Origin of the sequence: Nocardia sp. BSTN01 (assembly GCF_015354405.1) — a bacterium.
GTDB lineage: Bacteria > Actinomycetota > Actinomycetes > Mycobacteriales > Mycobacteriaceae > Nocardia.
Window position 1 is genome coordinate 70,835 of the sequence record NZ_JADKYP010000020.1, and the last position, 14,452, is coordinate 85,286.

General features: G+C 67.2%; 15 protein-coding genes. 7 read left to right on the forward strand and 8 right to left on the reverse strand.

The window, feature by feature from the left end; translation table 11 throughout:
* Positions 1–77 precede the first annotated feature (77 nt).
* Positions 78–686: a TetR/AcrR family transcriptional regulator gene (locus IRT45_RS18235; protein WP_194807053.1), complete on the forward strand. Its 609-nt coding sequence runs from the start codon at positions 78–80 to the stop codon at positions 684–686.
* A gap of 58 nt (positions 687–744) precedes the next feature.
* Here the strand turns inward: IRT45_RS18235 and IRT45_RS18240 are convergent, their stop codons facing one another.
* Positions 745–2,211 carry a catalase gene (locus tag IRT45_RS18240; protein ID WP_194807082.1) on the reverse strand — a complete coding sequence of 489 codons (1,467 nt, stop codon included), beginning with the start codon at positions 2,209–2,211 and terminating at the stop codon, positions 745–747.
* Between the two features lie 70 nt (positions 2,212–2,281).
* Positions 2,282–2,704, reverse strand: a complete 423-nt coding sequence (locus IRT45_RS18245) for a Fur family transcriptional regulator (protein ID WP_194807054.1) — start codon at positions 2,702–2,704, stop codon at positions 2,282–2,284.
* 363 nt (positions 2,705–3,067) lie between these two features.
* Between IRT45_RS18245 and IRT45_RS18250 the strand changes: the two genes are divergently transcribed.
* Positions 3,068–4,414, forward strand: coding sequence for a serine hydrolase (locus tag IRT45_RS18250; protein ID WP_194807055.1), 1,347 nt, complete (start codon positions 3,068–3,070; stop codon positions 4,412–4,414).
* A gap of 63 nt (positions 4,415–4,477) precedes the next feature.
* Here the strand turns inward: IRT45_RS18250 and IRT45_RS18255 are convergent, their stop codons facing one another.
* The gene (locus IRT45_RS18255) at positions 4,478–4,894 is read right to left on the reverse strand and encodes a nuclear transport factor 2 family protein (RefSeq protein ID WP_194807056.1); all 417 of its coding nucleotides are present in this window, start codon (positions 4,892–4,894) and stop codon (positions 4,478–4,480) included.
* A gap of 93 nt (positions 4,895–4,987) precedes the next feature.
* On the opposite strand from IRT45_RS18255, the gene IRT45_RS18260 reads away from it, so the two are divergent.
* Positions 4,988–5,584, forward strand: coding sequence for a TetR/AcrR family transcriptional regulator (locus IRT45_RS18260; RefSeq protein ID WP_194807057.1), 597 nt, complete (start codon positions 4,988–4,990; stop codon positions 5,582–5,584).
* Positions 5,585–5,656: 72 nt separating this feature from the next.
* Here the strand turns inward: IRT45_RS18260 and IRT45_RS18265 are convergent, their stop codons facing one another.
* Both IRT45_RS18265 and IRT45_RS18270 read right to left on the reverse strand, forming a co-directional pair.
* Positions 5,657–6,691, reverse strand: coding sequence for an aspartate-semialdehyde dehydrogenase (locus IRT45_RS18265; protein WP_194807058.1), 1,035 nt, complete (start codon positions 6,689–6,691; stop codon positions 5,657–5,659).
* Between the two features lie 78 nt (positions 6,692–6,769).
* Positions 6,770–8,035: an aspartate kinase gene (locus tag IRT45_RS18270; protein ID WP_063006924.1), complete on the reverse strand. Its 1,266-nt coding sequence runs from the start codon at positions 8,033–8,035 to the stop codon at positions 6,770–6,772.
* A 388-nt stretch (positions 8,036–8,423) separates the two neighbouring features.
* On the opposite strand from IRT45_RS18270, the gene IRT45_RS18275 reads away from it, so the two are divergent.
* Complete coding sequence (locus IRT45_RS18275; protein ID WP_194807059.1) at positions 8,424–8,840, forward strand: secondary thiamine-phosphate synthase enzyme YjbQ; 417 nt, start codon at positions 8,424–8,426, stop codon at positions 8,838–8,840.
* Between the two features lie 26 nt (positions 8,841–8,866).
* Here the strand turns inward: IRT45_RS18275 and IRT45_RS18280 are convergent, their stop codons facing one another.
* Positions 8,867–9,442 (reverse strand): dihydrofolate reductase family protein, encoded by a 576-nt coding sequence (locus tag IRT45_RS18280; protein WP_194807060.1) that lies wholly within the window; start codon positions 9,440–9,442, stop codon positions 8,867–8,869.
* A 194-nt stretch (positions 9,443–9,636) separates the two neighbouring features.
* Here IRT45_RS18280 and IRT45_RS18285 point away from each other — a divergent pair, with 194 nt between their 5' ends.
* From IRT45_RS18285 to IRT45_RS18295, 3 genes are all read left to right on the forward strand, one after another.
* Positions 9,637–9,822, forward strand: a complete 186-nt coding sequence (locus tag IRT45_RS18285; protein ID WP_194807061.1) for a DUF1918 domain-containing protein — start codon at positions 9,637–9,639, stop codon at positions 9,820–9,822.
* A 273-nt stretch (positions 9,823–10,095) separates the two neighbouring features.
* Positions 10,096–10,554: an SRPBCC family protein gene (locus IRT45_RS18290; protein ID WP_062994621.1), complete on the forward strand. Its 459-nt coding sequence runs from the start codon at positions 10,096–10,098 to the stop codon at positions 10,552–10,554.
* Positions 10,555–10,608: 54 nt separating this feature from the next.
* On the forward strand, positions 10,609–11,814 hold the full coding sequence (locus IRT45_RS18295; RefSeq protein WP_194807062.1) for a low temperature requirement protein A: 1,206 nt from the start codon (positions 10,609–10,611) through the stop codon (positions 11,812–11,814).
* A gap of 13 nt (positions 11,815–11,827) precedes the next feature.
* On the opposite strand, the gene IRT45_RS18300 is transcribed toward IRT45_RS18295, so the two are convergent.
* Entirely contained in the window at positions 11,828–12,655 is an 828-nt protein-coding gene (locus tag IRT45_RS18300) for an ion transporter (protein WP_309241035.1), read from the reverse strand.
* A gap of 75 nt (positions 12,656–12,730) precedes the next feature.
* On the reverse strand, positions 12,731–14,347 hold the full coding sequence (locus tag IRT45_RS18305; RefSeq protein WP_309241036.1) for a GMC oxidoreductase: 1,617 nt from the start codon (positions 14,345–14,347) through the stop codon (positions 12,731–12,733).
* Between the last annotated feature and the right edge of the window lie 105 nt (positions 14,348–14,452).

Here is a 14,452-nt window from a genome sequence, read left to right on the forward strand (position 1 = left end):
TGACGAGACTGACAGTCTCGACAACGAGCGTATCGGGTGCGGTATTCCCGCGCATCGCCACCGCTGGGAGGTAGACCATGAGAACACCACCGCGGCAACCGGATTCGACGCCACCCGCACGCGAGCACACCGGCCGGCGCCGGAACGAGGCCACCCGTCGCGCGATTCTCGACGCCGCTCTCGCTCAGCTCGCCACCGCCGACGGCGGCACGGTCACGGTCGATTCCCTCGCGGCCGCGGCCGGGGTCGGCAAACAGACGATCTACCGCTGGTGGCCATCGAAGGGAGCGGTGCTGCTCGACGCCCTGCTCGACCGCGCGCACCGGTCGGTCCCGACTCCCGACACCGGCTCGGTGCGCACCGATCTGCTGGCGGTCGCCGATTCCACTTTCACCGGCGCCCAACAGGTTTCGACCGCTCCGGCGCTGCGCGCGCTGGTGCGCGAGGCGGCCCGCGACCCCCACCTCGCCGAATTGATGCAGGAGTTCACCGCAGCCCGCCGCGCCGCCGTGCGCGATATCCTCGAGCGCGCGATCACCCGGGGTGAACTGCCCGCCGAGACGGATGCGGACCTGCTGGTGGATCTGCTCTACGGACTGTTCTGGTACCGCTTCCTGCTCGGCCACGCCCCCCTCGACCACACCACCGCCACCCGGCTGGTCGACACCCTGCTGCCGGCCGTATGACATTGCCGACGACGGGCCCGCACCGAAGTCCGGTGCGGGCCCGTACATTTCGTCAGGTTCAGCCGTTGCCATTCAGACCCGCGCGCACACCTTCCTCGATGCGCTTGCCGATCTCCGGATCGACGTTCTTCCAGTAGTCGAACACCCGGCTCAGCACCGGTTCGCGCACGCCGCCGAGCACATGCCCGACCACGTTGTCCACCAAGCGCTCCCGCTGCTCGTCGTTGTACACCTCACGCACCAGCGTGCCCGGCTGCGCCCAGTCGCTGTCCTCGGCGTGCTGGACGTATCCGGCCCGCACCTGCTCGGGCTCGAAACCCCACGCCGCCTCCTCCGGGGCCGCGGCCGCGTCGGCATGCGGGCCGCCGAACGAATTCGGCGCGTAGACCGGTACTTCCGGCGCGTTGAAGTCGTAGCGCATGGCGCCCTCCTTGGAGTAGGAGTTCACCTCGGCCGCCCGCGCGCGGTTCGGCGGCAGCTGGTGATAGTTGGTACCGATGCGGTAGCGATGGGCGTCGGCATACGCGAAGACCCGGCCCAGCAGCATCTTGTCCGGCGAATAACCGATACCCGGCACGATCGCCGACGGCTCGAACGCGGCCTGTTCGATCTCGACGAAGTAGTTGCGCGGGTTGCGGTTCAGCGTCCAGGTGCCGACCTCGATCAGCGGGTAGTCCTTGTGCGACCACACCTTGGTCAGATCGAACGGGTTGAAGCGGTAGTTCGCCGCCTCGCCCACCGGCATGATCTGCACATACAGAGTCCAGCTCGGGAATTCGCCGCGTTCGATGGCCTCCCACAGATCCTGGCGGTGATAGTCGGGATCGGTGCCGGCCAGCCGGTCGGCGTCGGCCTGGGTCAGGAATTCGATGCCCTGATCGGTCTTGAAGTGGTACTTCACCCAGAACCGTTCGCCCTCGGCGTTGATCCACTGGTAGGTGTGCGAGCCGTAGCCGTTCATGTGCCGGTAGGTCTTCGGAATGCCGCGGTCACCCATCAGCCAGGTCACCTGATGCGCCGATTCCGGGCGCAGGGTCCAGAAGTCCCACTGCATGTTGTGATCGCGAAGTCCGTTGCCCGGCAGTCGCTTCTGTGAATGGATGAAATCGGGGAACTTGATCGGATCCTTGATGAAGAACACCGGGGTGTTGTTGCCGACCAGATCGTAGTTGCCGTCGGGAGTGTAGAACTTGACCGCGAAACCGCGCGGATCGCGCCAGGTGTCGGGGCTGCCCTGTTCACCGGCGACGGTGGAGAACCGCGCCAGCGATTCGGTCCGGGCACCCGGCTGGAACAGCTTCGCCTTGGTGTAGCGGCTGACGTCGTTGGTGACGACGAGCTCGCCGAAGGCGCCCGCACCCTTGGCGTGCACGATCCGCTCCGGTACCCGCTCCCGGTTGAACTGGGCGAGCTTCTCGATCAGATAGTGGTCGTGCAGCAGAATCGGGCCCTCGGTGCCGGCGGTCAGCGATTCGTCGTCGCTGGGCACCGGGGTGCCGGTGTTGGTAGTGGTCGGCCCACTGATCGGCTTGGTCATCGCAGCCTCCTGTTTCAGCTGTCGCCCGGGAGATCCGGGCCATCGTGATGGCGCGTCGTCACCGACGGCATTGCGGGCAGAGTCCCCAGAACACGACCTCGGCTTCGTCGATCGTGAACCCGTGCGCATCCGACGGGTCGAGGCAGGGGGCACGGCCCACGGCACAGTCCACGTCCACGACCGTGCCGCAGTTCCGGCACACCAGATGGTGGTGGTTGTCGGCGATGCGGGTTTCATACCGCGCCGACGAACCGGCCGGTTCGATCCGGCGCAGCAGGCCCGCGCCCACACAGGCGTGCAGTACGTCGTACACGGCCTGGGTCGACACCGAACCCAGCTCCTGCCGGACCGCGGCGGCCACCCGGTCCGCATCCGAATGCGGATGGGCCGCAACCGCTTCCAGCACCGCCACCCGCGGGCGGGTAACCCGCAGGCCGGCCGCACGCAATCGTTCGCGCGGATCGAAACCTTCGGTGTGCATGAACCCAGTCTGCCCCTTTTCTGGAATAAGTCAAGAAAAGACCAGTGGGGATGTTCTGTAGGTCACAGCCCTTCGCCGGATGCGCACATGGACCGTCGTCCAGACCACAGTCGGCCGCGAAATAGATCCCCGCATTCCCGGGTTGGTAGTGCTTGCCGGCGTCGGGACAGCCCCGGGCGGCACCCCTTGTCGCTTCGAGCGACCACTCGCCGAGAGGCGCTTGCCGGGCGTCGCCATGTGGCAGTAGCGCTGCGTGGCCCGAATCCGGCGTCCGACCGAAGAGGTGCGCCGCCGGTTCCGATTTGATTGCGCCGGTTGCGTGTTGGGCACCACGGCGGGATGCCGGTCGTTAACCTCGCACTCATGGGACGCCTACACGGCTGGGTGATCGGAGTTCTCGTCGTAGTACTGATCGGTGGCGCCTGCGCCACTGCGGTTCCGGCACGAGCGGAGGATCCACAGACCTGCGCGGTCTCGTCCGGACGCGCGTTCGAACGAGCCGCACCGGAATCGGCGGGCCTGGACTCGGCCCGGCTGGCATCCGCCCTGCGGTTCGCGGACGAACGGAACCGGCTGAACGTCAAGATCTTCCGGCACAACTGCCTCATCGGCACCGGCGCACACAACGACGCGACCGATCGGACGCCGTGGAATATCTGGAGCGTCACCAAGAGCGTGGTCTCCTTGATCGCCGGAATCGCCTGGGACCAGGGCAAACTCGATATCGACGCGCCCATCGGGCGCTATCTTCCGCCCGGCCTCGGCGACGCCGCCCACCGCGCGATCACCGTCGAGGATTTGCTGACCGAGCGCTCAGGCCTGCGCGTCGGGGTGATCAACGAGGGGATCTCCGGGGTGATCCCGCTCGATCCGAACAGCGCCGTGCAGGCGCTGGGCGTTCCGCTCGACCATCCCCCCGGCACGACGTTCTCCTACAGCCAGCGCAATGTCGATCTGCTGTCCTACGTGGTGGAGTTGGCGGTCGGTGAACCGCTGCAGCAGTTCGCGCAGCGGGAACTGTTCTCTGCCTTGGGCATCGACCGTGGTGACTACTACTGGGCCCGCGACCGGTCCGGTCACACCTACGGCTACGCGCATCTGCTGATCCCGCCGGACGATCTCGCCAAGATCGCGCTGCTGGTCGCCGACGGTGGCGACTGGAACGGAGTGCGGGTCGTCTCGGCGGACTATCTGCACCGCGCGCAGGAGACGGGTCCGGGCCGCGACTGTTACGGCTATCTGTTCTGGGCCCGCCCCGGGTGTATCGAGATACCGTCGTTCCTGCCCGCGGACGTCTTCGCGATGTCCGGGCTCGGTCTGCAGGACGTTTTCTTCATCCCCAGCCTGGATCTCACCGTGGTGTGGACCGGTGTGTTCGGCAATCGCAGCAACGGCGGACCGACCGGCATCGTGCAGAATCTGACGGAATTGACCTGGGAATTCTTCCGCAGGCTGCTCGCCGCCTTCCAGGAGCCGCCGATCCCGGACCCCGGCCCCTATGTCGAACCACCGGTCACTCTGGATCCCCGGGCGTTCTTCGATCCGAACATCACCCTGGCGGTGTTCGGCGTCGGGCCCGACGCCTACCCCGGCTGTTCGGTGCTGTCCTGTCTGAATACGCCTCTGACACCGCCGTTCTCGGACGCGCCGCCGGGCTGCGCGCTGCTGGTCTGCCTCGGGCCCGATCCCCGCACACCGGGCATCCGCTGACGCAATGCCTTCGGCCGCGGCCGGATCCGCCGCCCGCGGAGGCAGGGCGTTGTCGTCACCGGATCAGCTGGTGATACGCGCTATCCGCGCGGTGTCCATATAGTCCCGGAACAGGGTGACCTCCCCGTCCCGCACGTGCACCACGTTGACCGAGGTACGCACTCGCGCACGTGGTGCGCCGGGCACCGTCATATCCACCTCGTTCTCCACGAAAAGCACTCCGTCTTCGGTGGATTCGTAGACCGTGGGACAGACCCCGTGCACCTCGATACCCGACAGACCCGACCAGCGCTGCGCGAGGTGTTCGCGGATCGCCTCCCGTCCCTCGAGCCGCTCCGGCATTCCCGGAATCGGAAACGGGATCTCGAATACCGCATCGGGGGCGAGCGCCGCGACGAAGGCGTCGGCATCGCGCACCGGCAATGTCGCGAACAGATCCTCGACCACCTGGCGGGCACTGCGCACCGAACTGGAAACCATGACAAACTCCTCTGCTAGAAGCGGAACGTACGCCCCGCTTATGATCCGGAACGCGCGCCCCGTTTGTCAACGGTTACCGGGTAGACTCGCGCTGTGGCGGAGAAACAGTTAGCGGACCCGGCGGCCGAACCGCGCCGCGCCCTGCGCGCCGACGCCCGCCGCAACCGGGAGCGGGTACTCGCAGCCGCCCGGGAAGCCTTTGCCGCCGAAGGTATTTCGGTTCCGCTGGACGAGATCGCACGGCGCGCCGGGGTGGGCCCCGGGACCGTCTACCGCCACTTTCCCACCAAGGAAGCCCTCTTCCACGCCGCCATCGTCGACAACATCGAGCGCATGATCGACTACGCGCGCGGGCTCGAATCCGCCGACGATCCGGGGGCCGCCTTCTTCGACCTGCTGGACCACATGGTCACCGAGGGGGGCGTCAAGCGGGACCTCGCCGATGCGCTGGGCGGTCATGAGACGATCGAGATCACCGGGCCCACAAAGGAATTCCAGGCGGCCATCGCCCAGTTGTTGCGCCGCGCGCAGGATGCCGGCGCGATCCGCGGCGATATCGACTTCGACGATCTGATGCGGGTGCTGAAGGGCACCTTCGCGGGCACGCACACCGCCACCGGCGAGCAGCGAGCCCGCGCTTTCGCCGTCGTCTTCGACGGACTGCGGGCCCGCTGCACGCCGGCCGGCTGAGCGATCGACAGCGAAACGGGCCGCCCGGAATCGGACGGCCCGTTCGACGTGAACTTCGGCGAAGACGCAGTGTCAGCGCTGCGCGAGCAGCACTTCCGCGATCTGAATCGTGTTGAGCGCGGCGCCCTTTCGCAGGTTGTCACCCGAGACGAACAGCGCCAGGCCGCGTCCCTCCGGCACGCCCGGATCCTGGCGGATCCGGCCGACCAGCGACTCGTCCTTACCGGCGGCCTCCAACGGCGTCGGGACGTCGACCAGCTTCACACCGGCCGCACCGGCGAGCAGTTCCTTCGCCCGCTCCACCGAGAGCGGCCGCGCGAATTCGGCATTGATCGACAACGAATGCCCGGTGAAGACCGGCACGCGCACACAGGTACCGCTGACCAGCAGCTCCGGCAGGCCGAGAATCTTTCGACTCTCGTTGCGCAGCTTCTGGTCCTCGTCCGTTTCACCGGAACCGTCGTCGACGAGCGCACCCGCCAGCGGCAGCACGTTGAACGCGATCGGCGCGACGTACTTGTTCGGCGCGGGGAACTGCACGGCACTGCCGTCGTGGGTGAGCTTCTCGGCGTCCCCGATCACCGCACGCGCCTGGCCGGCCAGCTCCTCGACACCGGCCAGTCCACTGCCGGAGACGGCCTGGTAGCTGGAGACGATCAGCCGCTGCAGTCCGGCCTCGTCGTGCAGGGGCTTGAGCACCGGCATGGCGGCCATCGTGGTGCAGTTGGGGTTGGCGATGATGCCCTTGACCAGGTTGCGGGTCTGTTCGGGATTCACCTCACTGACCACCAGCGGCACCTCGGGGTCCTTGCGCCACGCCGAGGAATTGTCGATGACGGTCACACCGGCCGCCGCGAACCGCGGCGCCTGCACCCGCGACATGGTGGCGCCGGCCGAGAACAGGGCGATATCCAGCCCGGACGGATCCGCGGTCTCGGTGTCCTCGACCACGATCTCGCCGCCGCGCCAGGGCAGCTTCTTGCCCGCCGAACGCGATGAGGCGAAGAATCGCACCTCATCGGCCGGAAAGTCGCGGTCCTCCAGCAGTTTTCGCATGACGGCGCCGACCTGCCCGGTCGCGCCGACCACACCTACGCGTACGCCCATGGCTCTGCTCCATTCGACATGCTCGGGAGCGCTACGTGGTTACGCTGCGCTGCCGCCTCCGCGCTTGACCCGACCATGTCAGCGCCCCGATCCCGCGTGCACGACCGCGACCTCGTCGCCGCCTAGGTCGAACGCCTTGTGCAACACCTGCACGGCGCCGTCCAGTTCGGTGTCCTTGACCAACACGGAGATGCGGATCTCGGACGTGGAGATCAGGTCGATGTTGATTCCGGCCTTGGCCAGCGCCTCACAGAAGGTGGCGGTGACCCCGGGGTGGCTCTTCATCCCCGCGCCGACCAGCGACACCTTGCCGATGTGATCGTCGTAGAGAACCTGGCTGAAGCCCAGCTCGCCCTGACGCTTGGTCAGGAACTCCACCGCGCGCGGCCCGTCGGCCCTCGGCAGGGTGAAGGTGATGTCGGTCTTGCCCGTCTCGACCTTGGAGATGTTCTGCAACACCATGTCGATGTTGATCTCGGCGTCGGCGATGGCCCGGAACACCTTGGCCGCGTAGCCCGGCTCGTCCGGCAGGGCCACCACGGTCACCTTGGCCTCGCTGCGATCGTGCGCGACGCCGGTGAGAATTGCGTCCTCCAAGGGGATGTCCTCCATCGATCCGTAGATATAGGTGCCCTTGCGGTCGGTATAGGACGACCGCACGTGCACCGGAACGTTGTAGCGGCGGGCGTATTCGACGCAGCGCAGCATCAGCACCTTGGCGCCGGTGGCGGCGAGCTCGAGCATCTCCTCGAAGCTCACCTGCTCCAGCTTCTGCGCATCCGGCACGATCCGGGGATCGGCGGTGAACACGCCGTCGACATCGGTGTAGATCTCGCAGACGTCGGCCTCCAGCGCGGCGGCCAGCGCCACCGCGGTGGTGTCGGAACCGCCGCGGCCCAGCGTGGTGATGTCGCGGCTGTCCTGCGAAACGCCCTGGAAGCCCGCGACCAGCACGATCAAGCCCTCGTCGAGCGCATCGCGAACCCGGGACGGGGTCACGTCGATGATGCGGGCGTTGCCGTGGGTGCCGGTGGTGATGACTCCCGCCTGGGAACCGGTGAACGACCGCGCTTCGGCGCCGAGCGAGTGAATCGCCATGGCCACCAACGCATTCGAGATACGCTCACCGGAGGTCAGCAGCATGTCGAGTTCGCGGGCCGGCGGCGCCGGCGCAACCTGCTGGGCCAGGTCGAGCAGTTCGTCGGTGGTGTCACCCATTGCCGAGCACACGACGACCACGTCGTGCCCCTGCTTCTTCGTCTCGACGATCCGCTCAGCGACGCGCCGGATCCGCTCGGCAGACTCGAGCGAAGATCCTCCGTACTTCTGAACGACGAGAGCCACAGTGGGGTCCTCCAAGATCGACTAGCTGCTGTTACAGCCAATAAGACTACCGATCGGAGTCCGCTCGGTGGTGGGCTACCTCCGAGCGGCCACCGGGACCGGACGGGTTCGTCCCTCGAATTCGTTACCCGGACCAGCGGCGATCCCGTCCCGTGACGGCGCTGTGGGGCGCGGCCGCGACGGCAGAGCCCTTGCGGGGCATCGGAATCGGCGCGAACAGCCCCGTTCATCAGCGGTTTTCCGGGTGCGCGGGAGTCCGTGACCGGCTGCCGCCCGAACAGCCGGCGTACCGGTGTGAGTAATCACACCGACCGGTTTAGCACCCGGTCGGCGAACCCGTTCCCGTGAGTCGCCGGTGTACCTCGCGGCGAAAGCGCACGATGGGCCTATGAAGAGCATCGAAATCGAGCTGCACACCGGCGATCGTGAGGTCGTCCACGACCTGACCCCGCAGTGCGCCACGTTTCTGCGCGAGGCCGGCGGCGGCGACGGACTGCTGCACGTCTTCGTCCCGCACGCCACCGCCGGCGTAGCCCTGATCGAGCTCGGCGCGGGCAGCGACGACGACCTGCTGCACGCCCTGCGCGACCTGCTGCCGGCCGACGATCGGTGGCGCCACGCCCACGGTTCGCGCGGGCACGGCCGCGCACACGTCATGCCCGCGCTGATCGCCCCCTACGCCACCGTGCCGGTGCTGGGCGGCGAGCTGACGCTCGGGACCTGGCAGTCCATCGCCTTCGTGGATCTCAACATCGACAACCCCATTCGCCGGGTGCGCCTGTCGTTCCTGCGCGACGCCGGTTGATCGCGGCCCCGCGCCGGGCGGGCACGTCAGCCGCGCTCGAACCAGGTGATCTGCGCGCCGTTGCCGAATTCGCGGCGCTGCACCGGCGTGAACGCGGTCGGCCGGAAGTTGCCGGTGAAGGCGCTGATGCCGGCGCCGGCGACCACCGGATAACTCTTGATGATCAGCTCGTCGATCTCGTCGACGAGCGCGCCGGCCAGTTGTCCCCCGCCGCACAGCCAGATGTCCTTGCCGTCCTGCTCCTTCAGGCGACGCACCAGGGCCACCGGATCGCTCGGAACGAGCTCGACCTCCGGATCGTCGACGCGATCGAGCGTGGCCGATACGACGTACTGCTTCAGATGCGGATAGGGGCTCGCGATTCCGGCCGACAGCGCGGGTTCGTAGGTGCCGCGCCCCATGAGGATCGTGTCCCATTCCTTGTTGGGTTCGTCCACGGCCATCCCGAAGTGGGGACGCAGGTGCGCGGGAACCGACTCCGGATAGCGCCCATTGACGAATTCCGCCATGTCCTCGGCCACGGGATAGAAGTCGTACTCCCCACCCGGCCCGGCGATATAGCCGTCGAGCGAGACGCCGACGAAGTAGAGAAGCTTTCGCATACCGATACCGCCTTGCTTGTTGCACTCTAACTGTAGTGGTTGAAACGTAGTACTACAGTCGAAGTGGTGTCAAGCGGGATCGGGAATAGCTGCGCACCGCCGTCGCGGTGATCGCCACGGACAAGGCGATTCGGTCGGCAGGGAACTATGACATTGACTTGTGAGCAGTATCACATCGAACGATAATGGCGGGCATGCAGGCGCATATAGGCGATCACATCCTCGTCCACAGCAATGCCGTGGGAATACCCGAACGCACCGGCGAAATCATCGAGGCGCGCGGCAGCGACGGCGCCCCGCCCTACGTCGTCCGGTTCGAGGACGGACACGAAAGTCTGGTCTTCCCAGGGCCCGACTGGGAGGTCCTTCACCACCGGTAGCTGTGCGGACGAGCAACGTCAAGCCCCCTTTCCCACCCGGGGGCAGCCCCTCTACGGGCAGGCGACCACTCACCCGGCAATCGCCCGGCCACCGGCGCGGCGCAGCGACGCCGCGCACGCCGCCGACCCGCCCCGGCAGCGCGACCGCAAACTCGGCTCGCCCGACCGAATCAAATCAGACTGGTCGGTCTCTGTAACTCAAGGAACAGACCACACGGTTGACGACCGCGTGTGACGGCGGAGACAATCGGCCGAAGCAGTGGAGGGCAAGACATGCGCACGAAGACCGATCACCGATTCATCATCGATGTCGAACCCGATCAGGTTCAGGAAGCATTGCTGGCCGTCGAGCGGATTCCGGAATGGTCGCCCGCGCACCGCGATGTGCGCGTCGCGACCCGCGACGAATTCGACCGTCCCCGCCGCGTCTACGCCACGGTGACGACCCTCAACAACTCCGACCGTCAGGTCCTCGAGTACACCTGCACCCCGGAACGCATCTCCTGGGAAGTGGTGGAAAGCGCCGCCGGTGGCGGCGGCAAGGGCTGGTTCGACATCGAGGAGACCGACGAGGGCACCGAGGTCTGGTACCACTCCGAGGTGTACCTGCCGATCCCCGTTCCCGGTCTGCTGCTCAAGCGCACGCTGTCGCGGGCCAACGACGAGGCCGTGCAGAACCTCATCGAGTACATCGAAAAATTTCCCTTCGGCGAGAACTACGAGGTCGGCTGAGCGAGCGGTTCGCCGTCGCGGGCGCTGACGTCGGCTTCCTGCCACGATGTGCGAATGACCGGTGTCAGACGCACACGCATTCAAGCGGTCACCGAGGACGCCTCGGTAACCCAGCTGGAACTCTTCTTCGACCTCGTCCTCGTTTTCGCCTTCACCCAGGTGACCGATCTGGCCGCCCACGACGTCACCGCGCTCAACATGCTGAGAGCCCTGCTGGTCCTCGCGGTGATGTGGTGGGTGTGGATCGCTTACGCCTGGCTGGGCAATGTGGTGAAGGCCGACGAGGGTCTGGCCCGGGTGGCGATGTTCGCGGCCATGGGCGCGGGACTCATCGTGGCCGAGGTGATTCCCGAGGCATTCCACGACATGCCGGGCGGCTGGTACGGACCGCTCGTGTTCGCCATCGGATACCTCGTGATCCGGCTGGTCCATCTGGGGATGTTCTGGCTGGCCAGTATCGAGGACCGGCAGTTGCGCGGGCAGGTCGGCCGCTGGGCCGGCGGCTCGATCACCATCGGCACCACACTGCTGATCGTGGCGGCCGTCGAACATGGCACCGTGCAGATCGTGCTGTGGATCGCGGCCATCGCCGGCGATATGGTCTGGACCTTCTTCGCCGGTAACGACTGGCGCGTGAATTCGGCCTCGCACTTCGCCGAGCGGCACGGCCTGATCGTGATCGTCGCGCTGGGGGAATCGATCGTCTCCATCGGCGTCGGCGTGGCCGGGCTGCCGATCTCGTGGCCGATCGCCGTGGGATCGCTACTGGCACTGGCGGTTTCGGGCCTGCTGTGGTGGGCCTACTTCGACGTCGCCGCGACCGTCGTGGAACGCGCGATGACCGAGGCCTCGGGGCCGCGCCGGATCCGGATCGCGCGCAACTGCTACACCTTCTGGCATTTCCCGATGGTGGCCGGCATCGTCGCCATGTCGCTCGGCTTGAAGAAGACGCTGAACTATCTCGGCGGCGCGGCCGGACATACCCTGCACGATCGGCTGCAGGGCATTCCGCTGTTCGCGCTCTACGGCGGCGTGGTGCTGTACCTGCTGGCACTGGTCGGTTTCCGGCACTACGCGACCCGGGTGGTGCTGTGGCCGCGCCTGGTCACCGCGGCGGTACTGATCGCTGCGGTTCCGCTCGCCGGACAACTGCCGGCGATGGCCGCACTGGCGCTGCTGTGTGCCGTGCTCACCGTGCTGATCGTCTGGGAGACAGTGCGTTACGCGCAGCCACGCGACGCGGTGCGGCACGCGCACTGACCGCCGAACCGGACTAGCGCGGTGCCCGATCGGGCGAAACACGCTGCTGGAGTCTGTGATCCACCGCCTCCGGCACCTGCCCGCCGTCGCGCACCGCGTCCCGCATCTGATTGATGTTCTCGCGCAACACATCTCCGACCAGCTCATCGGTGCGCGGGTCGGCCAGCACCTGGAAGACGATCCGGAAGCTGGCGTCGGCGATACCGCGGATGATCTCCTCGTGGAACGGCAGGTAACGCACCCGCCCGACCGCCGGATCCTTCTTGATCAGCTCGAGGATCATGGCGTCGAGTTCGTCGCGGTTCTCCTCCAGCGCCGCGGCGATGTTGTGGGTGTACCGGCCGCGGCGCAGCACATCGGCGACCTCCTCCAGCACGGCCATGGTGACCGGGCGCCGGACCGCGTCGACGATCACGCCGACCGAGCGGTTCACCACCGCGGCGGTGACCCGATCGCCGAAGGCCCGGTCGGCGACGCGGGCCAGCCGGACCAGAATCACGATGATGCGCAGCAACCGGAAGCCCCGGAAGAACGGACTGGTCACCGGGATCATGCCCAGGACCTCGTACCAGTAGACGAACGGGAACGTCCACGACCAATCCGCCCGCCGCCAGCGCCAGAGGAATTCGAGGGCGAACACCGCGCAGATCGAAATGTCGACCACCACGATCACGTGATACGTGTGCTGCGGAACGGTGAAGAAGGTGATCCAGGTGACCAGACCCACCGAGACCACGGCGAGCACCAGCATCACCAGGTCGGTCCACAGCGCCGGCGGCTTGCGCGGATACTGCTCGGGCAACGATCCAGCCGGGTACTGCGCCACAACGGTCCCTTCCACATCGAACGGGTACCTGCCGAGAGTAACGGCACCGGCGACGCCGGGAAGCCGCCCCGAGGCCCGGGGCGGCGGGAATCAGTGCCCGGAGTGGATGATCGCCTCGACGTTGCGTTCGGCCAGCGCGGTGATCGTCAGCGACGGATTCGCCGCACCCGTGCTGCCCGGAATCGCCGCGCCGTCGACCACGTACAGCCCCGGATAGCCGTTGACCCGGCCGTAGTTGTCGGTGGCCCGGCCCAGGACCGCACCGCCGAGAGGATGCGCGGTGAACGGGGCATTGGCGTCGTAGCCGAGCGCCTGATAGTCGAACAGCGCGCCCGACCGTTCGGCGATGCGCTGGTCGACCGCGCGGCAGGCGGCCACGATCCGATCCTGAGCCGCACGGGGCCAACTCAGGGCAGGGGCATTGCGCGCGGCGTCGTAGGTGATGCGCGCCCGGGTCGGATCGATCACGAGCCCGAGTGAGGCCAATGCGCCGGTCTCCACCGGAATCCCGGGGATGTACCAGCTCTCCAGCGTCAACGGCATGCCGGATTCGTCGAAGATCCGGCTGGCGCTCGGCACGCCCTGCCCCAGCCCCGAGAGGCGACTCTCACCGCGGGCCAGCGCGACGTCACCGTTGGTGCCCCAGCCGTCGCCGACATGTTCGTCGAGGTTGGGCAGCGTGCCGGTGGCGCGAGCACGGACCAGCAGTTCGGTGGTGCCGATGGATCCGGCGCCCAGGAACAGCTTGTCGCAGGTCAGAGTGCGGATGCCCAGGACCTTGCCGGTCGGGTCGATCTTGGAGACCTGGAGGACGTAGCGGTCACCGTCGCGGCCGATGCTGTCCACCCGATGCCCCGGAAACACCGACGAGCGGCCCGTGGCATGCGCGTACTTCAGATAGTTCTGGTTGAGGTCGAACTTCGCACCGTTCGAGTTGCCGAGATTGCTGCGGGCCGCAGTGGCCGACGCGCGCGTCGCACCGGCCAATTCGGCGCGGACCGTATCCCATGTGAAGATGGACTCGTTGGGCTGCGGCTCGTATCCGGCCGCGCGCACCTGATCGTCCCACATCCGGGAATGGGCGAACGGCGGCGAATTGTAGATGTCGGCCGGCATGACCGACAGGCGGAGCATCTGCCGCACGCGCGGATAGTAGGTGCGCTCCAATTCGGTGTAATCGACTGTGCCACCGAAGATCTCGTCGAAGTGCCGGCGCTCCGGGGCGATCATGCACCCGGAGAAGATCACCGAACCGCCGCCCACGGCCGCGGCCCGCCACACATCGATCCCGTCGAATTCGGTGACATCGAGGACACCGCCGAAATCGGCGAAATGCATGGCGACCTTGGTGACGCCGGTGAAGCTGGTGCGATGCCAGAACCCGCGGCCGTCGGGCAGATCGTCACCGGTGAAGATCTCTCGCCAGGGATCGTTCGGCCAGCGCGAACCGCGCTCCAGCACGGTGTTGGCGATACCCGCCTCCGCCAGGCGCAACGCCGCCACCGCGGCGCCGAAGCCGGATCCGATCACGATGGCCTCGGTGTGCTCCGGCGGATCCGCGAGCGGTACGAAGATCTCCGACACCCAGTTGCGGAACATCCCGTTCCACGCCGGGTCGGCGCTGGCTGTTCCGGTCTCGCGCAACGCGCCCGTGGCACCCAGCAAAACCGCAGCACCGGCCGCCTGTAAAAAGGCACGTCTCCGCACCGGCCACCTCCCTCATCACGCATGGCCGCGCGCGAGATTACCGCCGAACTTCCTATCTCTCAACAGGATCGGCGCCGGCGACCGCGCTGTTACATGCGCGATCGC

What these genes read in the sequence shown, in the direction of transcription:
- IRT45_RS18245 (WP_194807054.1), bottom strand. Translation starts at nt 2,704, where the DNA reads ATGCACACCGAAGGTTTCGATCCGCGCGAACGATTGCGTGCGGCCGGC.
- IRT45_RS18290 (WP_062994621.1), top strand. Translation starts at nt 10,096, where the DNA reads ATGCGCACGAAGACCGATCACCGATTCATCATCGATGTCGAACCCGAT.
- IRT45_RS18280 (WP_194807060.1), bottom strand. Translation starts at nt 9,442, where the DNA reads ATGCGAAAGCTTCTCTACTTCGTCGGCGTCTCGCTCGACGGCTATATC.
- IRT45_RS18250 (WP_194807055.1), top strand. Translation starts at nt 3,068, where the DNA reads ATGGGACGCCTACACGGCTGGGTGATCGGAGTTCTCGTCGTAGTACTG.
- IRT45_RS18285 (WP_194807061.1), top strand. Translation starts at nt 9,637, where the DNA reads ATGCAGGCGCATATAGGCGATCACATCCTCGTCCACAGCAATGCCGTG.
- IRT45_RS18255 (WP_194807056.1), bottom strand. Translation starts at nt 4,894, where the DNA reads ATGGTTTCCAGTTCGGTGCGCAGTGCCCGCCAGGTGGTCGAGGATCTG.
- IRT45_RS18235 (WP_194807053.1), top strand. Translation starts at nt 78, where the DNA reads ATGAGAACACCACCGCGGCAACCGGATTCGACGCCACCCGCACGCGAG.
- IRT45_RS18265 (WP_194807058.1), bottom strand. Translation starts at nt 6,691, where the DNA reads ATGGGCGTACGCGTAGGTGTGGTCGGCGCGACCGGGCAGGTCGGCGCC.
- IRT45_RS18295 (WP_194807062.1), top strand. Translation starts at nt 10,609, where the DNA reads ATGACCGGTGTCAGACGCACACGCATTCAAGCGGTCACCGAGGACGCC.
- IRT45_RS18275 (WP_194807059.1), top strand. Translation starts at nt 8,424, where the DNA reads ATGAAGAGCATCGAAATCGAGCTGCACACCGGCGATCGTGAGGTCGTC.